Origin of the sequence: Streptomyces sp. NBC_00080, assembly GCF_045041255.1 — a bacterium.
GTDB lineage: Bacteria > Actinomycetota > Actinomycetes > Streptomycetales > Streptomycetaceae > Streptomyces > Streptomyces coriariae.
In genome coordinates, this window is the sequence record NZ_CP108235.1 from 4208841 (window position 1) to 4229867 (window position 21027).

The 21027-nt window shown below is 71.4% G+C and carries 19 protein-coding genes; 9 read left to right on the plus strand and 10 right to left on the minus strand.

Going from position 1 to position 21027, the window contains the following annotated elements:
• Complete coding sequence (locus tag OHU34_RS18670; protein ID WP_362275869.1) at positions 1-672, minus strand: response regulator transcription factor; 672 nt, start codon at positions 670-672, stop codon at positions 1-3.
• A 105-nt stretch (positions 673-777) separates the two neighbouring features.
• On the minus strand, positions 778-1980 hold the full coding sequence (locus tag OHU34_RS18675) for a sensor histidine kinase (protein WP_142265555.1): 1203 nt from the start codon (positions 1978-1980) through the stop codon (positions 778-780).
• Between the two features lie 117 nt (positions 1981-2097).
• Here OHU34_RS18675 and OHU34_RS18680 point away from each other — a divergent pair, with 117 nt between their 5' ends.
• A complete protein-coding gene (locus OHU34_RS18680; RefSeq protein ID WP_405767322.1) occupies positions 2098-3159 on the plus strand; it encodes an SAM-dependent methyltransferase in 1062 nt (353 codons plus the stop codon).
• A 32-nt stretch (positions 3160-3191) separates the two neighbouring features.
• Here the strand turns inward: OHU34_RS18680 and OHU34_RS18685 are convergent, their stop codons facing one another.
• On the minus strand, positions 3192-4343 hold the full coding sequence (locus OHU34_RS18685) for an NADH-quinone oxidoreductase subunit D (protein ID WP_142265553.1): 1152 nt from the start codon (positions 4341-4343) through the stop codon (positions 3192-3194).
• Between the two features lie 43 nt (positions 4344-4386).
• On the opposite strand from OHU34_RS18685, the gene OHU34_RS18690 reads away from it, so the two are divergent.
• Positions 4387-4890: a PH domain-containing protein gene (locus tag OHU34_RS18690; RefSeq protein ID WP_142265552.1), complete on the plus strand. Its 504-nt coding sequence runs from the start codon at positions 4387-4389 to the stop codon at positions 4888-4890.
• 173 nt (positions 4891-5063) lie between these two features.
• Positions 5064-6338 carry a PH domain-containing protein gene (locus OHU34_RS18695; protein ID WP_405772299.1) on the plus strand — a complete coding sequence of 425 codons (1275 nt, stop codon included), beginning with the start codon at positions 5064-5066 and terminating at the stop codon, positions 6336-6338.
• A 6-nt stretch (positions 6339-6344) separates the two neighbouring features.
• On the opposite strand, the gene OHU34_RS18700 is transcribed toward OHU34_RS18695, so the two are convergent.
• Positions 6345-8003, minus strand: a complete 1659-nt coding sequence (locus tag OHU34_RS18700; RefSeq protein ID WP_405767325.1) for a hypothetical protein — start codon at positions 8001-8003, stop codon at positions 6345-6347.
• Positions 8004-8360: 357 nt separating this feature from the next.
• Positions 8361-9488, minus strand: coding sequence for an esterase family protein (locus OHU34_RS18705; RefSeq protein WP_142265550.1), 1128 nt, complete (start codon positions 9486-9488; stop codon positions 8361-8363).
• A gap of 235 nt (positions 9489-9723) precedes the next feature.
• Between OHU34_RS18705 and OHU34_RS18710 the strand changes: the two genes are divergently transcribed.
• The 6 genes from OHU34_RS18710 to OHU34_RS18735 all read left to right on the plus strand — a co-directional run bounded on the left by OHU34_RS18710 (position 9724) and on the right by OHU34_RS18735 (position 14972).
• Positions 9724-11535, plus strand: coding sequence for a phosphatidylglycerol lysyltransferase domain-containing protein (locus OHU34_RS18710; RefSeq protein ID WP_142265549.1), 1812 nt, complete (start codon positions 9724-9726; stop codon positions 11533-11535).
• A gap of 133 nt (positions 11536-11668) precedes the next feature.
• Positions 11669-12649, plus strand: coding sequence for a dihydropteroate synthase (gene folP / locus OHU34_RS18715; RefSeq protein ID WP_142265548.1), 981 nt, complete (start codon positions 11669-11671; stop codon positions 12647-12649).
• Positions 12646-13167, plus strand: a complete 522-nt coding sequence (locus OHU34_RS18720) for a nuclear transport factor 2 family protein (protein WP_142265547.1) — start codon at positions 12646-12648, stop codon at positions 13165-13167. Before folP ends, OHU34_RS18720 begins: the two co-directional genes overlap by 4 nt.
• A 279-nt stretch (positions 13168-13446) precedes the next feature.
• Positions 13447-13806: a dihydroneopterin aldolase gene (gene folB / locus OHU34_RS18725; protein ID WP_405767329.1), complete on the plus strand. Its 360-nt coding sequence runs from the start codon at positions 13447-13449 to the stop codon at positions 13804-13806.
• Entirely contained in the window at positions 13803-14414 is a 612-nt protein-coding gene (gene folK, locus OHU34_RS18730; RefSeq protein WP_405767332.1) for a 2-amino-4-hydroxy-6-hydroxymethyldihydropteridine diphosphokinase, read from the plus strand. The genes folB and folK overlap by 4 nt, the downstream gene beginning before the upstream one ends.
• Positions 14415-14486: 72 nt before the next feature.
• Entirely contained in the window at positions 14487-14972 is a 486-nt protein-coding gene (locus tag OHU34_RS18735; protein ID WP_054241752.1) for a DUF3180 domain-containing protein, read from the plus strand.
• Positions 14973-14998: 26 nt separating this feature from the next.
• On the opposite strand, the gene folE is transcribed toward OHU34_RS18735, so the two are convergent.
• From folE to OHU34_RS18760, 5 genes are all read right to left on the minus strand, one after another.
• Positions 14999-15604 carry a GTP cyclohydrolase I FolE gene (gene folE / locus OHU34_RS18740; protein WP_142265545.1) on the minus strand — a complete coding sequence of 202 codons (606 nt, stop codon included), beginning with the start codon at positions 15602-15604 and terminating at the stop codon, positions 14999-15001.
• 151 nt (positions 15605-15755) lie between these two features.
• Entirely contained in the window at positions 15756-17795 is a 2040-nt protein-coding gene (gene ftsH, locus OHU34_RS18745) for an ATP-dependent zinc metalloprotease FtsH (protein WP_020132504.1), read from the minus strand.
• Between the two features lie 186 nt (positions 17796-17981).
• Positions 17982-18542, minus strand: a complete 561-nt coding sequence (hpt, locus tag OHU34_RS18750; RefSeq protein WP_020132505.1) for a hypoxanthine phosphoribosyltransferase — start codon at positions 18540-18542, stop codon at positions 17982-17984.
• A 72-nt stretch (positions 18543-18614) separates the two neighbouring features.
• Complete coding sequence (gene tilS / locus OHU34_RS18755) at positions 18615-19637, minus strand: tRNA lysidine(34) synthetase TilS (protein ID WP_142265544.1); 1023 nt, start codon at positions 19635-19637, stop codon at positions 18615-18617.
• Positions 19638-19829: 192 nt separating this feature from the next.
• Positions 19830-20963, minus strand: coding sequence for a zinc-dependent metalloprotease (locus OHU34_RS18760; RefSeq protein WP_142265543.1), 1134 nt, complete (start codon positions 20961-20963; stop codon positions 19830-19832).
• Between the last annotated feature and the right edge of the window lie 64 nt (positions 20964-21027).

The window sequence follows — 21027 nt, forward strand, 5'->3', positions numbered from 1 at the left end:
TCAGCCGTGGCCGCCGGCCCGGACGATGCCCGTCTCGTACGCGAGGACCACCACCTGGACCCGGTCGCGCAGCCCCAGCTTGGTCAGGATGCGGCCCACGTGGGTCTTCACGGTCGCCTCGGACAGCACCAGCCGGGCCGCGATCTCCCCGTTGGACAGCCCCTGGGCGACCAGCACCATGACCTCGCGCTCCCGCTCCGTGAGGCGCTCCAGCTCCTTGTGGCGGGGCTCCCTGCCGGTGGTGGGCAGCATCGGCGCGAACCGGTCCAGAAGGCGGCGGGTGGTGGACGGGGCGACCACCGCGTCGCCGCTGTGCACGGAGCGGATGGCGGCGAGGAGCTCGCCCGGCGGCACGTCCTTGAGCATGAACCCGGAGGCACCCGCCTTCAGCCCGGAGAACGCGTACTCGTCCAGGTCGAAGGTGGTCAGGATCAGCACCTTGGGCGGTTCGGCCTCGGCACAGATGCGCCGGGTGGCCTCCACGCCGTCCAGCTTCGGCATACGGACGTCCATGAGCACGACGTCGACCGCCGTGGAACGCACCACCTGGAGGGCCTCGACTCCGTCGCCCGCCTCCGCCACGACCTCCATGTCCGGCTGGGCGGCGAGCACCATCCGGAACCCGGTGCGCAGCAGCACCTGGTCGTCGACGAGCATCACGCGGATCGTCATCGAGTCCTCTTCCGTTTCTTCTGTCTCTTTTGTTTCTTCGGTTTTCGTCGGCCGGTGCGAGTGCGTCGGGGGGCGTGACAGGTGTCACCAGGGCGTGCGTCGGCTTCAGTGCGCGGGTTTGAGCGGGAGCAGAGCGCTGATGCGGAATCCTCCGCCGGGCCGCGGGCCCGCGTCCAGGGTTCCGCCCACCATGCCGACGCGCTCGCGCATGCCGATCAGGCCGTGACCCGCGCCGTCGGCGCCACCCTCCTCGTACAGCTCGTGCGGGGCGCCCTTGCCGTCGTCCTCGACGAGCAGGCCGAGACCGTCGTCGAAGTAGACCAGGCGCACGCTCGCGCCGGTGTTGGGCCCCCCGTGCTTGCGCGTGTTGGTCAGCGCCTCCTGCACGATCCGGTACGCCGTCAGCTCGACGCCGCTGGGCAGCGGCCGCGGCGTGCCCTCGACCTTGAAGTCCACCGGCAGGCCCGAGCCGCGGCACTGCTCGACGAGGTCCTCGATCTGCTCGACGTCGGGCTGCGGCACGTACTCGCCGCCCTCCTGGTGCTCGCCGGTGCGCAGTACGCCCAGCAGGCGGCGCATCTCGGCGAGGGCCTGGCGACCCGTGGAGGAGATCGTCTCCAGGGCCTTCTTCGCCTGGTCGGGTGCGGCGTCGAGGACATAGGCGGCACCGTCGGCCTGCACCACCATCACCGACACGTTGTGCGCGACGACGTCGTGCAGCTCCCGCGCGATACGGGCGCGCTCGGCGGCGACCGCGACCTTCGCCTGCGCCTCGCGCTCCTTCTCCAGGCGGGCCGCGCGCTCCTCCAGCTGCGCGAAGTACGCGCGACGGGTGCGAATGGAGTCGCCCAGCACCCAGGCGAGGGCGAACGGCACCGTCTGGAAGACGATGACCGCGACCTGGCCCGGCACGCTCGCGTTCTCGTGCGGCCAGCGCACCTGCGCCAGGGTGGCCGCGCTCAGCGCCATGACCAGTGCGAGGCGGGAGGCCCAGCGGGCGCCGGTCGCGGCGACCGTGTAGACGATCACCAGCAGGGAGAAGTCGGCCGCCGTGACCCCGACGTTCAGCACCAGCTGGGCCAGTCCGAGCGCCGCGGCAAGCACGAGCATCTGCTCGGGCATACGCCGACGCATGGCGATGACCAGGCACAACAGGAACACGACCGGCACCAGCAGCGCCATGGAGTCGGTGCCGCCGCGGTCCTGGCCCGCGGTTCCGGCAGCCGCGGAGATCCCGAACAGGACGAGGGCCCAGAAGCCGTCAACCCCGGTCGGGTGTCTGCGGAGGAAGTCATAGAGGCGCTGCACGTAACCCAGCGTAGGGAAGCCCGATGCGTGCAGGGTCAACCGGAGGACCGATCCGGTCCGGGCGCGCGTACTCCGCAAGGTGGATGCCGTGATCACCTGTACGCCTAGTCTGACCGGGTGGTGGACAAGGTGACGGGCTCGGGCGGGTGGCGCGGCTGGCGGGCGGCGACGCAGGCGGCGCTGTACGGCGTGGACGGAACGGGCGGCTTCTACCGGCGCTCCGAGGGCCCGGCCGGACACTTCCGTACGTCCGTGCACGCGTCGCCGCTGTTCGCCGCTGCCGTGGCCCGGCTGCTGTGCCGGGTCGACGAGGCGCTGGGCCGGCCCTCCTCGCTCGACTTCGTCGACATGGCGGCCGGGCGGGGCGAACTGGTCACCGGAGTGCTGGCCGCGCTCCCCGCCGAGGTGGCGGCACGCACACGCGCGTACGCCGTCGAACTCGCCGACCGCCCCGCGGGCCTCGCTCATCGGATCGCGTGGCTCCCCGAGCCTCCACGGCAGCTCACCGGGCTGCTGTTCGCCAACGAGTGGCTGGACAACGTGCCCGTCGAGGTCGCGGAGGTCGACTCCGCGGGCGTGGCGCGGCTGGTGCTCGTCCGGGACACCGGGGCCGAGCGGCTCGGCGAGGGGGTGTCCGGCGCGGAGGCGGAGTGGCTCGCGCGGTGGTGGCCGACGGCGGGCGAGGAGGGGCTGCGCGCGGAGATCGGGCTGCCCCGGGACACGGCCTGGGCGTCCGCCGTCTCGTGCCTCGAGGGCGGGCTCGCGGTGGCGGTGGACTACGCGCACACGGCGGACGCGCGCCCCCCGTTCGGAACGCTCACCGGCTTCCGGGAGGGGCGCGAGACGGCACCCGTGCCGGACGGTTCCTGCGACATCACGGCCCACGTCGCGCTGGACGCGTGCGCGGAGGCGGGAGCGACGGCGGCGAAGGGCACGGCGCGGGCTGCCGTCGGCGCGCGCCTGCTCACCCAACGCGCCGCGCTGCGCGCCCTGGGCATCGCCGGCGCGCGCCCCCCGCTGGCGCTGGCGTCCACGGACCCCTCCGCGTACGTGCGCGCCCTCTCGAGCGCCGGAGAGGCCGCGGAGCTCCTCGCGCCGGGCGGACTGGGCGACTTCGGATGGCTGCTCCAGCCGGTCGGAATTCCCCACCCGCTCGACCCGGAAGCCCAAACCGGCTGACCGCCCGCGGCATGCCCCGGCCGCCGCCCGGCCTACTTGTCGATGTCCCCCACCACGAAGAACATCGACCCGAGGATCGCCACCATGTCCGAGACGAGGGTGCCCGGCAGCAGTTCGGTCAGCGCCTGGATGTTGTTGTACGAGGCCGAGCGGAGCTTCAGCCGGTACGGGGTCTTCTCGCCCTTGCTGACGAGGTAGTAGCCGTTGATGCCGAGGGGGTTCTCGGTCCACGCGTACGTGTGCCCCTCGGGCGCCTTGAGGACCTTCGGGAGCCGCTGGTTGATCGGACCGGGCGGCAGCTCCGCGAGACGGTCCAGACAGGCGTCCGCGAGGTCGAGCGCGTTGTACGTCTGCTCCAGGAGGCACTCGAAGCGCGCGAGACAGTCGCCCTCGGTCCGGGTCACCACCTTGAGGGTGTCCCGCAGCTCCCCGTACGCGAGATAGGGCTCGTCCCGGCGCAGGTCGAAGTCGACACCCGAGGCGCGCGCGATCGGCCCGCTCACGCCGTACGCGTGCACGTACTCCGGCGCGAGCGTTCCCACGTCCCGCGTGCGCCCCCGGAAGATCTCGTTGCCGACCACCAGATCGTCGAAGACGTCCATGCGCGAGCGCACGGCGGCGACGGCGCCACGCGCGCGTGCGGCCCATCCGGCCGGCAGGTCCTCCTTGAGGCCGCCGACGCGGTTGAACATGTAGTGCATGCGCCCGCCGGAGACCTCCTCCATCACGTTCTGGAGCACTTCGCGCTCACGGAAGGCGTAGAAGACCGGCGTGATGCCGCCCAGCTCCAGGGGGTACGACCCCAGGAACATCAGGTGGTTCAGCACCCGGTTCAGCTCGGCGAGCAGGGTACGGGTCCACACCGCGCGCGGGGGGACCTCCATGCCGAGCATCCGCTCCACCGCGAGGACCACGCCCAGCTCGTTCGAGAAGGCCGACAGCCAGTCGTGGCGGTTGGCCAGCATGATGATCTGGCGGTAGTCACGCGCCTCGAACAGCTTCTCCGCGCCGCGGTGCATGTAGCCGATCACCGGTTCCGCCTGCCGGATGCGCTCGCCGTCCAGGACGAGCCGCAGCCGCAGCACACCGTGCGTGGAGGGGTGCTGGGGGCCGATGTTGAGCACCATGTCGGTGCTCTCCGCGGCACCGCCGATCCCGACCGTGGTCTCCGTCGTAGGAGTCATGGGCACAGTCTCCCCTACGTGCTCCGCTCCGTACGCTGACGGTATGGAAACGGGGAGCCCGGGTGGCGTGGGGACGACGGCGGCCGGACCGGAGTGGATCGGACTGCCGCCGGGACTGTTGCGGATGCGGCGGCTGTTGCTGGTGGTGTGGCTGGGGCTGGCGGCCGTCGGCGCCGGGCTGCTGCTCGGGCTGCTCGTCGGCCCCGCGTGGGCCGCGTTCGCGCTGCTGCCCCTGGCCGGCATCGGATGGGGCTGGGTGCTGCTCGGCCGCAACTGGCACTCCTGGCGGTACGCCGAGCGGGCCGACGACCTGCTGATCAGCCGGGGCGTGCTGTGGCGGGAGGAGACCGTGGTGCCGTACGGGCGTATGCAGCTCGTCGAGGTCACCTCCGGGCCCGTCGAACGGCACTTCGGCCTGGCCAGCGTCCAGCTGCACACCGCGGCCGCCGCGACCGACGCGACCATCCCGGGCCTGGACCCGGCCGAGGCGGAACGGCTGCGCGACCGGCTCACCCAACTCGGCGAGGCCCGATCGGCGGGGCTGTGACGACCCCGGGCGTCGAGGACGGCGTACCCGACGTACCCGCCACAGCGGAGGCCGCGAACACTGCGGACACCGCAGAGAAAGCGAACATTGCGGACACCCCGGAGCCGGCGGAGACAGCGGGTACACCGGACCCTCCCGGCACCCACCCCGAACGGCCCGTCACCGAACGACGACTGCACCCCGTCACACCGTTCCGGCGGGCGTGGGCGCCGATCGCGGTCCTCGTCGGGTGGGCCGTGCACGACCCCAACCAGGCGCAGGAGCAGCTGACCCGGCTGACCACCACGACCCTGCTGATCTCGCTCGCCGTCCTCGTCCCCGCGGCTTCCCTCTACGGCTTTCTGACCTGGTGGTTCACCCATTTCTCGGTGACCGACAGCGAACTGCGCATCCGGACCGGCCTGCTGTTCCGGCGCGCCGCGCACATCCGGCTGGAGCGCATCCAGGCGATCGACGTCAGTCAGCCGCTGCTCGCGCGGATCGCGGGCGTCGCGAAGCTCCGGCTCGACGTGGTCGGCGCCGAGAAGAAGGACGAACTCGCCTTCCTGGGCGAGGAGGAGGCCCGGGTGCTGCGGGCTGAGCTGCTCGCGCGGGCGGCGGGTTTCGCGCCGGAGACGGCGCACGAGGTGGGCGAGGCGCCCGCGCGCGAGCTGCTGCGCGTACCGCCGCGCGAACTCGCGATCGCGCTGGTACTGACCGGCGCGACCTGGGGCGCGCTGGTCGCCGCGCTCGTCGTGCCACCGCTGCTGTGGCTGGCCACCCACAGCGTGTGGACGGTCCTCGCGACCGGCGTGCCGCTGCTCGGCGCGGCGGGCGCGAGCAGCGTGGGGCGGTTCGTCGGCGAGTACGACTGGACGGTCGGCGAGTCGCCGGACGGGCTGCGGATCGACCATGGGCTGCTGGACCGTACGCACGAGACGGTGCCGCCCGGGCGGGTGCAGACCGTACGGATCGTGCAGCCGCTGCTGTGGCGGCGGCGCGGGTGGGTCCGGGTCGAGCTCGACGTGGCCGGCTCGGCCAACTCCGTACTCGTGCCGGTCGCCCCGCGCGAGGCCGCGGAGGCCGTCGTGACGCGCGTACTGCCCGGGGTGAGCGTCCCGGCCGGGACCTCGCTGTCGCGGCCGCCGCGGCGGGCCGGGCGGTGCGTTCCGCTGTGGTGGCGGGGCTACGGGATCGCCGTCACGGACGCGGTGTTCGCCACCCGGCACGGACTGCTGCGCCGCAGCCTGGCGCTCGTCCCGCACGCCAAGGTCCAGAGCGTGCGACTGACACAGGGGCCCTGGCAGCGCCTCTGGCGGCTCGCGGACGTCCATGTGGACACGGGGGCCGACAAGACCGTCACAGCCCGGCTGCGGGACGCACAGGAGGCCGCGGAGCTGCTCCGGAGCCAGGCCGAACGGTCACGGACCGGGCGCCTGGACGCCCGGTCCGACCGGTGGATGGCGTAGGACACCTCAGGAGACGGCGCTGCGCAGTCCCTGAAGGTCGATGTGCTCCGTCTCGTCGTGGGCTGTCAGGTCGATCACCTGGCCCACACCGCGCGCCGCCTCGTCCAGCGGCTTGAACTCCGCCTCGGACTCGGCCTTGTGCAGGGCGAGGGCCTCCTGACCGACGACATCGGCCAGGTCCTCGTTCTGCACCGCCTCCAGGGCGTAGGGCGCCGACGCGCTCTTCGTACCGAAGAAGTCGAAGCCTCCCTCGGCCGTCGGACGCCGTACGGGCTGCGCGGCCGGTACGACGGCCACGGCGGTCGGCACGGCGAAGTGGCCGGAGGGGCGGCGCTGCACGGCGCCGGCGGGACGGGGGACGAGCGCACCGGCCGCGGTGGCGGACGGGGCGGAGGCGCCGGTGGGGGCGCTGACGGGGGCGGAGTACACCGGCGGCGCGGGCCGCACGGTCTCCGCGTGGTCCAGACGCTCACCGACCACGGCTGCTTCCGAACCGACCACGGCCGCTTCCGAAGTCACCGGCTCCGCGGCGTTCTCCTCCGCGTCGTCCGCGTCAGCGGCGGCGGCCCGGTCACCCGGGGCCTGGTCCTCCGCACTCTCGTCGTCCGCGCTCCGGTCGTCCGACACCGTTTCGGCCTCGGCAACCGTGTGGGGGGCGGCCGCGCGCGCGTGCTCGTCGACCGCCTCGGGCTTCCCCTGTGCTTCGTCCTCCTGCGCGGCCTCCGCGTCGCCGCCGACGGCTGTGGCGCCGACGTCCGCGGAAGTCGCCCGCGCGGGCTCGTCCTCGGCGTGGTCCTCGATCTTCGCGGCCTTGACGCCGTCGGTGTCGAACCGGGCCAGCGCCGCCTGGGCCCGCAGGAACAGTTTGGACCCCGCGGGCGAGAAGACCGCCGAATCCGTCGGCTCCTCCTCGGTCTCCCCGGCCTCCGCGCTCTCCCCGGCCGCCCCGGTCTCCGCGACCGGCTCGGCGGTGGCATCGCCGGACCCGGCGGAGTCGCCAGAATCGGCAGAGTCGGCAGAGTCGGCAGAGTCGTCGAACACGGCCTCCCCGGCCGACTCCTCGGCTCCGGCCGACGCCTCGACGGCATCCGTGCCTTCGGTGCCCCCGGAGTCCTTGGTGTCGTCGACGTCCTCGGCCTCCCGCGCGACGACCGCGCCGGCCGGCTCCGCGTCCTGCGCCGCGCGCGCGGCGGGCAGCGCGGGCGTGGGCGCCGCTTCTATCTCGAGCAGCCGGCGGCCCTCCAGGGCGCTGGCCCGCTCGGTCTCCGCCGTGGCATAGCGGCGCAGCAGCGCGGCGTGCTCGTTGCGCAGGCCCGCCAGTTCGGTGCGCTTGGACCGCAGGCGCTGCTCCAGCTTGACGCGCAGCTCACGTGATTCGTCGAGGTCGCTCTCCAGTTCGGCGACCCGTTCCTCGTAGCGCCACTCGTCGCCGGCACGCGCGCGTGCCAGGTCGGCGACCTGCTTGCCGGCCTGCACGTCCCAGCGGCGCATCACGTACGCGCCGAGGATCGCCGTCGCCGCGGCGGCCGCGGCCAGACCACGGAGCGCCATCGGCTCCGTGAACACCCAGGGGCCGAGGGCGCAGACAAGGGAGACGCCTGCGATTGCCGAGGGAGGCAGCAGCCTGTGCAAAGGCGGGGAATGGCGGTGACGTCCACGTGGCATGGCCAGAAACTTACCGCGCGTAGGCGAATGTTGGCGCCCCGCCCCGCAAAAACACGGCCATACCCAAGTCTTCACAGGGCATCAGGAAACAACGCGGTCACGGAATTCGACGAGAAGCAAGATCATTTCCTGCCGGGGTGCCCCGAACAGCCCTCATGAACCCCGGCCGAGCCACCCGGCACACCCGGCCTTCGATGCCCGTCAGACCCCTCTTCGACGCCCGTCAGACCCCTCCGCGGCGCCCGTCAGCCTCCTCTTCGACGCCCGCCGCCCCGCCCCGGCATTCGACGCCCGCCGCCCCGCCTCAGGCATTCGGCATTCGGCGCCCGCCGCCCGGCCCCCGCCGTCGGGCGCCCCTCACCCGTCGCTCAACCGCCCGCTGATCCACTCGAGCGTCGGCGGGATCTCCCGCCGCCAGGTGTTGAAGTTGTGCCCGCCGCTTTCCAGGATGATCGACGAGATCCTGGTCTTGCCCGTGGCCTTCGCCAGCCCTATGAACTTCTGCGTGGCCTTGAAGTTGGATTCTCCGACCTTGCTGCTGGTGACGAGCAACGAGGTGTCGGGAGCGGAACGATTCTTCAGAAACCAGTGCAGATCCGCCTCGTTGCGCAGGGTCGCGTTCCCGTGGAAGAGGTCGCCCGTGGTCGGATCGGTCGGCGCCTTGTAGTACGCCGACAGGCCCGCGCCCGCCCCGTAGACCTCCGGGTGGTGCATCGCCAGCTTCAGCGCGCAGTAGCCGCCCGTGGAGTCGCCGATGATGCCCCAGCTGCCGGGCTTCCTGGTCACCCGGTAGTGGGCCGTCACGGCGTCCGGCAAGTCCTTGGCGAAGAACGACTCGGTCTGCGGGCCGCCCGGGATGTCCACGCACTCGGTGTCGCGCGGCGGCGCCACCGTCGGCCGCATCATCACCAGGATCATCGGCTGCATGCGCCCGTCCTTGGCGAGCTGCCGCGCGGTACGCGGGTAGTGCAGCTTGTCCACCAGCGCCTCCGCCGTTCCGGGGTAGCCCGTGAGGACGACGGCCGCGGGGAACGTACGCGTGCGGTACTGCGGGTCGAAGTACTCCGGCGGCAGGTACACGTACGCCGGCGTGGCTATGTGTGTCGTACGTCCGTCGACGGCGACCTTCTGGATCTGTCCGCCGTACTGCGGACGCGGGCTGCCGCCACCGTCCACGCGCCGGGTGTCGACCACCCGCAGCGGCCCCGCCGGGGCGCCGCCCGCCGCGTGGTCGACGACCACGCCCTGGTCCGTCTCCCGGCCGAACAGATCCGCCCAGCTGGCGTAGAAGCCGAACGCCTGGTTGGCGGTCAGCCCCACGGAGACGAACAGCGCCAACTGGGTGGCGAGCAGCAGCCCGACCCGCCCGCTGACGGCCCGCCAGCCGGTTCGGGCAAGGCGCGGCCACTGCCAGACCGTGCCGACGAACAGCAGTAAGGCGAACAGCACTGACAGCAGCAGCGTTTTGTCGCTCGTGAGCCCCATGCGGTGGTTTCCTGCCTGCTCTCCGTCCGGGATCACGCCCGCTCCCCCGACTCCTTCGCGAGGGCTTGTCCCGGACTTTCCTTCGCCTTTTCAGTGGCTTTGAGAAGACGAGTGAACCTCTCTCCTCAAGACACCGTCCTAGAGGGCGCAATGTCGCCGGATGCCCGAATCGGGCCCGGGTCCAAGGTCTCTCGCGGAACTACGGGATGCGATGTCTGTCACTCAAGATGGGGAAATGTCGGGCGGGGTTCCGCACCGATCAAGCCGGGTGCGGCAGATAGTGCGAGGTCCGCGCCCCGAGTCCGTCCCTGCCCTGGTCGCCCGCGCCTGTGCCCTCGTGGGCCTGCTGGATGTCGCCGGAGGCGTCTTCCCGCGGTTCCGGCACAGTCGTATGCACACCTTCGCCGAGGTGCTGCCCGGCTCGTTCGGGCCGTTCGCCGCGGCGCTGTCGCTCAGCGCCGGCGTCCTGCTGCTGCTGCTCGCCCATGGCCTCAGGCGCGGCAAGCGGCGCGCGTGGCGCGCGGCGGTGGTGCTGCTCCCGGCGGGCGCGGTGGCCCAGTTCGTGTACCGGCACTCGATCGTGGGCGCGCTCATCTCGGTCGCGCTCCTGGTCCCGCTGCTGCTGCACCGCGACCAGTTCGCGGCACTGCCCGACCCGCGCAGCCGCTGGCGCGCGCTCGCCAACTTCGTCCTCATGGGCGCCGGTTCCCTCGGTCTGGGTCTGATCATCGTCAGCGTCCACCCGCGGCGCCTGATCGGCGACCCGAGCCTGGCCGATCGCATTACGCACGTCCTCTACGGCCTCTTCGGCTTCGAGGGTCCGGTCGACTACCAGGGCAACACCTCCTGGACCGTCGCCTTCTCCCTGGGCGCCCTCGGCTGGATCACCGCGGTCACCACGATCTACCTCGCCTTCCGCCCCGAGCACCCGGCCGCCCGCCTCACGGAGGAGGACGAGGTACGCCTGCGTGCCCTGCTGGACAAACACGGCCGCCGCGACTCCCTGGGCCACTTCGCACTGCGCCGCGACAAGGCCGTGGTCTTCTCGCCCAGCGGCAAGGCGGCGGTGACCTACCGCGTCGTCTCCGGCGTGATGCTCGCCAGCGGCGACCCCATCGGCGACGTCGAGGCCTGGCCGGGCGCCATCGAACGCTTCATGGACGAGGCCAAGGCCCACTCCTGGACGCCCGCCGTCATGGGCTGCTCGGAGACGGGCGGCGAGGTCTGGACCCGTGAGACCGGTCTCGACGCGCTCGAGCTGGGTGACGAGGCGGTGGTGGACGTCGCGGATTTCTCCCTGGCCGGACGCGCGATGCGCAACGTGCGCCAAATGGTCAAACGCATCGAACGCGCCGGTTACGAGACCCGGGTACGGCGCGTCCGTGACCTCGGAGAGGCCGAACTGGAGCGCATCCGGCGGGCCTCCGAGGACTGGCGCGGCACCGACACCGAGCGCGGCTTCTCGATGGCCCTGGGCCGCGTCGGTGACGCCGCCGACGGGGACTGCCTCATCGCCACCGCGCACAAGGCCGACGAGATCCCCGGCGAGTACGGCGACCTGAAGGCGATCCTGCACTTCGTGCCCTGGGGCCCGGACGGCGCCTCCCTGGACCTGATGCGCCGCGACCGCTCGGCCGACCCGGGCATGAACGAACTCCTGATCGTCGCCGCTCTCCAGGCCGCCCCGAAGTTCGGCATCGCGCGCGTGTCGCTGAACTTCGCCATGTTCCGCTCGGCACTGGCGCGCGGCGAGAAGATCGGCGCGGGCCCGGTCCTGCGGGCCTGGCGCGGGCTGCTGGTGTTCCTGTCCCGCTGGTTCCAGATCGAGTCGCTGTACAAGTTCAACGCCAAGTTCCAGCCGCGCTGGGAGCCCCGCTTCGTCGTCTACCGGGCCTCCGGCGACCTTCCCCGCATCGGCTTCGCCGCCATGCAGGCCGAAGGCTTCGTCAGCCTCGCCCTCCCGCTGCCGCGCTTCCTGCGCCGCCGCTCCACAGCGGCACGCGTGTGCACGCACGCGGTGGCGGAGAGAGACGTACGCGCGGCGTAGGCGCGGCGATGCCGGCCCGGCGGGCATCGGGCCCGCGCCACGAGACAGGCCCCGGTGGCGCCCCTGCCCGGCTCCGGGGCTTCCACCCGGGCCGCACCGCGGCACGGCCCCCTGCTGGGCCTACGCTGAACGCATGAGCAAGCAGAGCGGACGCGGGCGCGTCGTCGGTCTTCCGGAATGGGACCGCTGCGCGGTCATGGGAGTCGTCAACGTGACCCCCGACTCCTTCTCCGACGGCGGCCGCTGGTTCGACACGACGGCCGCCGTCAAGCACGGCCTCCACCTCGTCGCCGAGGGCGCGGACCTCGTGGACGTCGGCGGCGAGTCCACCCGCCCCGGCGCCAGCCGGGTCGACGAGACCGAGGAGCTTCGCCGGGTCATCCCCGTGGTCCGCGGTCTCGCCTCCGAGGGTGTGGTCGTCTCCGTCGACACGATGCGCGCCTCCGTCGCCGCCCGGGCCCTCGCGGCCGGTGCCGCCCTCGTCAACGACGTCAGCGGCGGCCTCGCCGACCCGGCGATGATCCCGGCCGTCGCGGACACGGGCGCCCCCTTCGTCGTCATGCACTGGCGCGGCTTCCTCGAGGGCGGCAACGTCAGAGGCGTCTACACCGATGTCGTCGCCGAGGTCGTGGACGAGCTCCACGCGCGCGTGGAGGCCGTCCTGGCGGGCGGCGTCTCCCCCGACCGCATCGTCGTCGACCCGGGTCTCGGCTTCTCCAAGGAGGCCGATCAGGACCTCGCCCTGCTGGCCCACCTCGACCGGCTGCACGCCCTCGGTCACCCGCTGCTCGTCGCGGCCTCCCGAAAGCGGTTCCTCGGGCGTGTCCTGGCCGGCCCGGAGGGCGCGCCGCCGCCCGCACGCGAGCGCGACGCCGCCACCGCCGCCGTCTCGGCCCTCGCGGCGGAGGCAGGCGCCTGGGCGGTCCGCGTGCACGAGGTGCGCGCGACGGCGGACGCGGTACGGGTCGCCCGTGCCGTGGAGGGGGCGCGCGAGGAAGGCAGCGCGCCCGGCGCGGGCGCACCACGCCCGGCGGACACCGCCACGGGCGAACCCGCGCCCCCGGACGCACGCCGCGGCGGACACGGCCCGAGCGGCGCAGAAGGAGTCCGGTGAGCGCCCCCCACACCGACGTCGAGCAGGTCGAGGCCGCCAACACCGCCTTCTACGAGGCCTTGGAGCAAGGCGACTTCGACGGGGTGTCCGCGCTCTGGCTCACCCCGGCCGACCTGGGCGTGGACGAGACCTACCACGACCCGGCGGACGTCGGCGTGATCTCCTGCGTGCACCCGGGCTGGCCCGTGCTCACCGGCCGGGGCGACGTGCTGCGGTCGTACGCGCTGATCATGGCGAACACCGACTACATCCAGTTCTTCCTCACCGACGTGCATGTCTCCGTCACCGGCGACACGGCACTGGTGAACTGCACCGAGAACATCCTCAGCGGCGGCCCGGCGCCGGAGGACGGCGAGGAGCTCGGGCCGCTCGTCGGCCAGCTGGTGGTCGCCACGAACGTGTTCCGTCGCACCTCCGACGGATGGAAGCTGTGGTCGCACCACGCCTCCCCGGTGCTGACGGAGAACGACGAAGCCGACGGTCCCGAAGAGCCCGAGAGTGACGAGACCCCCTCCTGAGCGGGTAGGCGGACCACAGGAAGGGGGCAGGAGGCCCCGAGATGCCCCACAGGGACCAAGAAGTGGTTGGAATCACGAACCGTGGGTAGGGGCGGCTACCAGCCCGTGAGCAGCCGGGTTCCCGCAGGGAAACACCCGGTGAAAAGTCCTGACTCCGGCCCGGGCCACCGTGGCCGGAGCCCGGGTCCGTCAGTGCTCGCGGGTAGATTCGTTCGAGGCCGGGGTGCCGCCCGCACCCGGACGCACCGGCCGAAACCGACGACTGCAGGAGTGATTCGCGTGGATCGTGTCGCGCTGCGCGGCCTGAAGGCCCGCGGGTACCACGGCGTGTTCCCCAAGGAACGCGAGGAGGGCCAGACCTTCATCGTGGACCTCGTCCTGGGCCTGGACACCCGACCGGCCGCGGCCGACGACGACCTGGCGAAGACCGTCCACTACGGCATCGTGGCGGAGGAGGTCGTCGCCGTCGTCCAGGGCGATCCCGTCGACCTCATCGAGACGCTCGCCGAGCGCATCGCCCAGGCCTGTCTGAAGCACGAAGGGGTCCAGAAGGTCGAGGTCTGCGTCCACAAACCGGACGCGCCGATCACGGTCCCCTTCGACGACGTGACCGTCACCATCATCCGGAGCCGAGCATGACCGCGTTCTTCACCGAGGGTCACAGCGACCCGACCGTACAGCCGGTACCCGCCTCCGTCGTGGAGAAGGTCGACGCCGCCGACACCACCCTGCACAATCCCCAGCGGGCCGTGATCGCCCTCGGCTCCAACCTGGGCAACCGCCTGGAGACCCTCCAGGGCGCCATCGACGCCCTCGAGGACACCCCCGGGGTCCGCATCAAGGCCGTCTCCCCGGTGTACGAGACGGAGCCCTGGGGCGTCGAGCCCGGCAGCCAGCCCTCGTACTTCAACGCGGTGGTGGTGCTGAAGACGACCCTCCCGCCGTCCTCGCTGCTGGAGCGGGCGCACGCGGTCGAGGAGGCCTTCCACCGGGTGCGCGACGAGCGCTGGGGCGCGCGCACGCTCGACGTCGACATCGTCGCGTACGCCGACGTCGTGGACGACGATCCGCACCTCACCCTCCCCCACCCCCGCGCCCACGAACGCGCCTTCGTCCTCGCCCCCTGGCACGACGTGGAACCCGAGGCCCAGCTGCCCGGCCGCGGCACGGTCGCCGGTCTGCTCGACACCGTGACCCGCGAGGGCGTCGCGGCACGCAAGGACCTGGAACTCCACCTGCCCGAGTAGTCGTTAAGGTCGACAGGACCACTGCCCGCGGGATGTCCATGCCCGCGGGCTCGGGGGAGTTGAAGGGACACCGTGAGAGAACTGCGCATCAGGGTGCTGGCCGGCGTGTTCGGCGTGGCCGCGATCCTGTCCTGGGCCGGAGCCCGCCTGTGGAACTCGATCGGGACCCTCCCCAGCGTCCCGCTGGCCGCGCCCATCGTCCTCGCCCTGATCGCCGTGGTGCTCACGGCCACCGCGCTGTCGCTGCGCGCCCGGCTCAAGGCCCAGCGTGAGCGCCGCCCCGAGGCGAAGGGCGTCGACCCGCTGATGGCGGCCCGCGCGGTCGTGTTCGCCCAGTCCAGCGCCCTGGTGGCCGCCCTCGTCTCCGGCATGTACGGCGGGACGGGCGTCTTCCTGCTGGAGTCCCTGGACATCCCCGCCCGCCGCGACCAGGCCATCTACGCCGGTTTCTCGGTCCTGGCGGGCATCGCTGTCATAGCGGCGGCCATCTTCCTGGAGCGCGTCTGCAAGCTCCCCGAGGACGACGATCACGACAAAGGGGTGGCGTCACCGGCGTGACGCCTTCCCGGTGAGCGCAGGCCCCGTCAGCGCGCCATGATCAGGCTCATCGCCTCGTTGCGCGTCGCCGCGTCCCGCAGCTGTCCCCGCACCGCCGAGGTGATGGTCTTGGCGCCGGGCTTGCGGATGCCCCGCATGGACATGCACATGTGCTCGCACTCGATGACGACGATCACGCCACGCGGCTCCAGGATCTCCATCAGAGAGTCGGCGATCTGCGTGGTGAGACGTTCCTGTACCTGGGGACGGCGTGCGTAGACGTCCACGAGACGGGCCAGCTTGGACAGCCCGGTGATCTTCCCGCTGGTGGACGGGATGTAGCCGACATGGGCGACGCCCCTGAACGGCACCAGATGGTGTTCACAGGTGCTGAACACCTCGATGTCCTTCACGAGCACCATCTCGTCGTGCCCGAGGTCGAAGGTGGTCGTCAGCACGTCCTCGGGTTGCTGCCACAGCCCCGCGAATATCTCCCTGTACGCCCGCGCCACCCGTGCCGGGGTCTCCCGGAGGCCCTCGCGGTCCGGGTCCTCGCCGACCGCGATCAGCAGCTCGCGTACGGCGTTCTCGGCGCGCTTCTCGTCGAACTCGCCGATGGCGCCCTCGCCGTCCAGCGTCACGGGGTCGGTCATGTGGTGCCTCGTTCCTGTGCGGGTCACGCGTGTGGGTCACGCGCCTCATCGCGGCATGGAAGACATCGGACGAAAAATGCCGCGCCCCCCAGGCTAGAACCTGGGGGGCGCGGCATCCATTCCGGGCCTGGTGGGGCGCCCGGGAGCCGGATCAGCTCTCGGGGCGGTCCTCCGGGGCCGGCTCGGTCACCGGGGTGGGCTCCACCGCGGTGGACTTCGCCGTGGAGATCGCCGGCGTCGCGCCGTTGGCGCCGTTCGTCAGTGCGAGCTCCCGGGGGGAGAGCACCGGCGGACGGGTGGACGGCGTGCGCCGCGAGGAACCGGTCCAGGCGGGCCGGGCCGGGCGCTTGACGATGGCGGAGAAGACCTCGGCGATCTGCTCCTTGTTCAGCGTCTCCTTCTCGAGCAGCTGAAGCACCAGGTTGTCGAGGACGTCGCGGTTCTCGACCAGGATCTCCCAGGCCTCGTTGTGCGCCGTCTCGATGAGCTTCTTGACTTCCTCGTCCACCAGCGCGGCGACCTCTTCCGAGTAGTCGCGCTGGTGAGCCATCTCACGGCCGAGGAACGGCTCGGTGTTGTCGCCGCCGAACTTGATCGCGCCCAGTCGCTCGGTCATGCCGTACTGGGTGACCATCGCGCGGGCCGTGGCGGTGGCCTTCTCGATGTCGTTCGCGGCGCCGGTGGTCGGGTCGTGGAAGACCAGTTCCTCGGCAGCGCGACCGCCCAGCATGTAGGCCAGCTGGTCGAGCATCTCGTTGCGCGTGGTCGAGTACTTGTCCTCGTCCGGCAGGACCATCGTGTAACCGAGGGCCCGCCCGCGCGACAGGATCGTGATCTTGTGGACCGGGTCGGAGTTCGGGGAAGCCGCCGCGACCAGGGCGTGGCCGCCCTCGTGGTACGCGGTGATCTTCTTTTCCTTGTCCGACATGATCCGGGTCCGCTTCTGCGGGCCCGCCACGACGCGGTCGATGGCCTCGTCCAGCGAGTGGTTGTCGATGAGCTTCTTGTCGCTGCGCGCCGTGAGGAGCGCCGCTTCGTTCAGCACGTTCGACAGGTCCGCGCCGGTGAAGCCCGGAGTACGGCGGGCGACGGCCGACAGGTCGACGTCCGGAGCGACCGGCTTGCCCTTCTGGTGAACCTTGAGGATCTCCAGACGGCCCTGCATGTCCGGGCGGTCGACCGCGATCTGGCGGTCGAAGCGGCCGGGGCGCAGCAGCGCGGGGTCGAGGATGTCGGGACGGTTCGTGGCGGCGATGAGGATCACGCCGCCCTTCACGTCGAAGCCGTCCATCTCGACGAGCAGCTGGTTCAGCGTCTGCTCGCGCTCGTCGTGACCACCGCCGAGGCCGGCGCCGCGATGGCGGCCGACCGCGTCGATCTCGTCGACGAAGACGATCGCCGGGGCGTTCGCCTTGGCCTGTTCGAAGAGGTCACGGACCCGGGAGGCACCGACACCGACGAACATCTCGACGAAGTCGGAACCGGAGATCGAGTAGAAGGGGACGCCCGCTTCGCCGGCGACGGCGCGCGCGAGGAGCGTCTTGCCGGTACCGGGCGGGCCGTACAGGAGTACGCCCTTGGGGATCTTGGCGCCGACGGCCTGGAACTTCGCCGGTTCCTGGAGGAACTCCTTGATCTCGTGGAGTTCCTCGACGGCCTCGTCCGAGCCCGCGACGTCGGCGAAAGTCGTCTTCGGGGTGTCCTTGGTGATGAGCTTGGCCTTGGACTTCCCGAAGTTCATGACTCGGGAGCCGCCGCCCTGCATCTGATTCATCAGGAACAGGAAGACGACCACGATGAGGACGAAGGGGAGCAGGGACAGCAGGATCCCGACGAAGGCGTTCTGCTTCGTCGGCGAGACTGTGTATCCGTCCGGGATCTGCTTGTCCTGGTACTTGGTCTGCAGCGTGTTGGCAATGGTCACGCCTTGGTCGCCGATGTAGCTCGCCTGGATCTTCGAGCTGTCCTTGACCTTTTCGCCGTCCTTGAGCGTGACCTTGATGGTCTGCTCGTCACCGGTGGTGAGCTTGGCCGACTCGACCTTGTTGTCGTTGATCGCTGCAATGACCTGGCCGGTGTCCACCGTCTTGTAGCCGCCGGACGAGCCGACGACCTGCATCAACACGACCACGGCAAGGACGGCCAGCACGATCCACATGACCGGCCCACGGAAGTATCGCTTCACGTCCATCCATACGGAGCGGTGTCGCCCCGTCCCTCCTGCCATAGTGAGTTTGATAAGACAGTTCTTCTGACGGTACCCCAGCTTTGTCGCGCGGAGCCGCACGGGACGGCTGGCGCACCCGTCTGCATGCTCCAACGGCGAAAGGCCCGCCGAGGTTCCCGATCTTCGTACGGGGCTTGGGCCCTTCGGGTTTCAGCCGCCGTAGACGTGGGGCGCGAGCGTACCGACGAACGGGAGATTGCGGTACTTCTCGGCATAGTCGAGGCCGTAGCCGACGACGAACTCGTTGGGGATGTCGAAGCCGACCCACTCGACGTCGATGGCGACCTTGGCGGCCTCGGGCTTGCGCAGCAGCGTGCACACCTTGAGGGTGGCGGGCTCGCGCGAGCCGAGGTTGGAGATCAGCCAGGACAGCGTCAGACCGGAGTCGATGATGTCCTCGACGATCAGGACGTGACGGCCCTTGATGTCGGTGTCCAGGTCCTTGAGAATCCGCACGACACCGGAGGACTGGGTGCCCGCGCCGTAGGACGACACAGCCATCCAGTCCATGGTGACGGGGGTGGACAGGGTTCGGGCGAGGTCGGCCATGACCATCACGGCGCCCTTGAGGACACCGACGATGAGCAGGTCCTTGCCCGCGTACTCCGCGTCGATCTTCGCGGCCAGCTCTACCAGCTTCGCGTCGATCTCTTCCTTGGTGATGAGCACCTCTTTGAGGTCGGTGCCCATGTCTTTCGCGTCCACCCGCATCACTTTCGGTTGTCCCACCGGCCACCGAGACCGCCCACGACCACGTAAGCGGTCCTGCCGGAGGGCCCGGATTCAGCCTTGCCGAATCACCAGTCTGCCACCCTGGCGCTGGGCGACGACTTTGCCGGGGAGATTGATGACCCCCTGGCCGCGCCAACCGGTGATCAGCCGGTCGACCTCCTCGATGTGCCGGGCGAAGAGGGAACCGGCCGGAGCACCCGCCTCGATGGCGGCGCGGCGCAGGATCCGACGGCGTACGGCGGGCGGCAGGGCGTAGAGCTTGGCGCACTCCAGAAGACCGGCGGCGTCCCGCACGGAGGCCTCGGCCTGGCCCGCCCAGGCGTCGAGGGCGTCGGCGTCGTCACGGGAGAGCTGGGCCGTACGGGCGAGCGCCTCGACGACACCCTTGCCGAGGGCCTTCTCCAGGGCGGGCAGCCCCTCGTGGCGCAGCCGGGAGCGGGTGTAGGCCGGGTCGGCGTTGTGCGGGTCGTCCCAGACGGGCAGGGACTGGACCATGCAGGCCTTGCGGGCGGTCTGCCGGTCGAGCTGCAGGAAGGGGCGGCGATAGCGGCCGTCGGCCCCGGAGACCGCCGCCATCCCGGACAGCGAGCGGATGCCGGAGCCGCGGGCGAGGCCGAGCAGGACGGTTTCGGCCTGGTCGTCGCGGGTGTGGCCGAGCAGGATCGCGGCGGCGCCGTGGCGGACGGCGGCGGCGTCGAGGGCGGCGTAGCGCGCGTCGCGGGCTGCGGCCTCGGGCCCGCCTTCGCGGCCGACGGTCACGGCCGTGGCCTCCACGGGATCGAGGCCGAGTTCGCGCAGCCGCAGGACGACTTCCTCGGCGCGCAGGTCGGAACCGGGCTGGAGCCCGTGGTCGACGGTGACACCGCCGGCCCGGATGCCGAGCCGGGGCGCCTCGAAGGCGAGGGCGGAGGCGAGCGCCATGGAGTCGGCGCCGCCGGAGCACGCCACGAGCACGAGCGGCGGTGCCGGTCGCTCGTGGGAGCCCGTCTCGGGGGTGGTGTGGTCGTTGAGGATGTCGTGGAGTACGCGGCGGACCGCCAGGCGTATCGCCGCGACCGCAGGATGGGGACCCACTGTCCGGTTCCCTTCATGAAGTTGTCGGGGGTGAACCCGAGGTTCGGTCACGCAGAGTGTGTAGATGGTGACAGAACCGGGGCGTTCCCCGAGCATTGCACGCCTGCCCAGGGCTCACGGTCCCTCGGACGGGTGATTGAAGGGGCGTTCGCCTGCCGTCGGCCGGATTCGTTCATGGCCGTTCCGGCGGGTTCATGACTCGGCCTTGCGGTGCACTCGCGTGACCCATTCCGCCGGCTTGGCGATCTCGGCCTTGGTCGGAAGTGTGTTCGGGGAGGTCCATACGCGGTTGAAGCCGTCCATGCCGACCTGGTCGACGACGGCCCGTACGAAGCGCTCGCCGTCCCGGTACTGCTTGAGCTTGGCGTCCAGGCCCAGCAACTTCCGCAGGGCGATGTCCAGTCGGGAGGCGCCCTTGGCGCGGCGCTGCTGGAATTTCTCGCGGATCTCGGCGACGGACGCCACGACTTCCGGGCCCACTCCGTCCATGACGAAGTCGGCGTGTCCCTCCAGGAGGGACATCACGGCGGTGAGGCGGGCGAGGATCTCCCGCTGGGCGGGCGTCTGCACCAGCTCGACCAGGGAACGGCCGCCGTCGTCCTCCTCGCCCTCGGGCCGGCCGCCGGAGAGGGACTGGGCCGCTTCCCTGATCCGCTCCAGGAACGTCATGGGGTCGACGTCGGTCTCGCCCAAGAACGACTGGATTTCGCCCTCGAGGTGGTCCCGCAGCCAGGGCACGGCCGAGAACTGGGTGCGGTGCGTCTCCTCGTGGAGGCACACCCACAGCCGGAAGTCGTGCGGCTCCACGTCGAGTTCGCGTTCCACGTGGACGATGTTCGGCGCGACGAGCAGCAGACGGCCGCCGCCGTTGGCCCCGGCGGGGAGCGCGCGGGTGGCGGGGGCGAAGGTCTCGTACTGGCCGAGGACGCGGGAGGACAGGAAGGACAGGAGCATGCCCAGTTCGACGCCGGTGACCTTGCCGCCGACGGCGCCGAGGACCGCGCCGCCGGGGCTGTTGCCGCGCCGCTCCTGCATCTTGTCGAGGAGCGGTTTGAGGATCTCGCGGAAGCCCGCCACGTTCGCCGCCACCCAGCCCGGGCGATCGACGACGAGGACCGGCGTGTCGTGGATGTCCTCGGTGCCCATACGAGTGAAGCCCCGGACGTGTCCCTCCGAGGCCTTGGCATGTCGGCGCAGTTCCGCGACGACGGCTCGCGCCTCGTCGCGGCTGACCTCGGGTCCCGGCCGCACGAGCCGGGTCGCGGTCGCCACCGCGAGATTCCAGTCGACCATCCCCGAAGAAGCAGCGCCACCGATGCTCGTCATGCGTCAACCGTACGTGAGCGCCGCCGTTGGGGGCAGGCCGCAGGAGGCCGGTCAGGGAGATGTC

Bases quoted from the DNA above. Each gene is read 5' to 3' on its own strand.
- OHU34_RS18685 (WP_142265553.1), bottom strand. From the start codon at position 4,343: ATGACTCCTACGACGGAGACCACGGTCGGGATCGGCGGTGCCGCGGAG.
- OHU34_RS18710 (WP_142265549.1), top strand. From the start codon at position 9,724: ATGTCGGGCGGGGTTCCGCACCGATCAAGCCGGGTGCGGCAGATAGTG.
- folK (WP_405767332.1), top strand. From the start codon at position 13,803: ATGACCGCGTTCTTCACCGAGGGTCACAGCGACCCGACCGTACAGCCG.
- OHU34_RS18700 (WP_405767325.1), bottom strand. From the start codon at position 8,003: ATGCCACGTGGACGTCACCGCCATTCCCCGCCTTTGCACAGGCTGCTG.
- OHU34_RS18705 (WP_142265550.1), bottom strand. From the start codon at position 9,488: ATGGGGCTCACGAGCGACAAAACGCTGCTGCTGTCAGTGCTGTTCGCC.
- folE (WP_142265545.1), bottom strand. From the start codon at position 15,604: ATGACCGACCCCGTGACGCTGGACGGCGAGGGCGCCATCGGCGAGTTC.
- OHU34_RS18690 (WP_142265552.1), top strand. From the start codon at position 4,387: ATGGAAACGGGGAGCCCGGGTGGCGTGGGGACGACGGCGGCCGGACCG.
- OHU34_RS18670 (WP_362275869.1), bottom strand. From the start codon at position 672: ATGACGATCCGCGTGATGCTCGTCGACGACCAGGTGCTGCTGCGCACC.
- folP (WP_142265548.1), top strand. From the start codon at position 11,669: ATGAGCAAGCAGAGCGGACGCGGGCGCGTCGTCGGTCTTCCGGAATGG.
- OHU34_RS18760 (WP_142265543.1), bottom strand. From the start codon at position 20,963: ATGACGAGCATCGGTGGCGCTGCTTCTTCGGGGATGGTCGACTGGAAT.
- hpt (WP_020132505.1), bottom strand. From the start codon at position 18,542: ATGCGGGTGGACGCGAAAGACATGGGCACCGACCTCAAAGAGGTGCTC.
- ftsH (WP_020132504.1), bottom strand. From the start codon at position 17,795: ATGGACGTGAAGCGATACTTCCGTGGGCCGGTCATGTGGATCGTGCTG.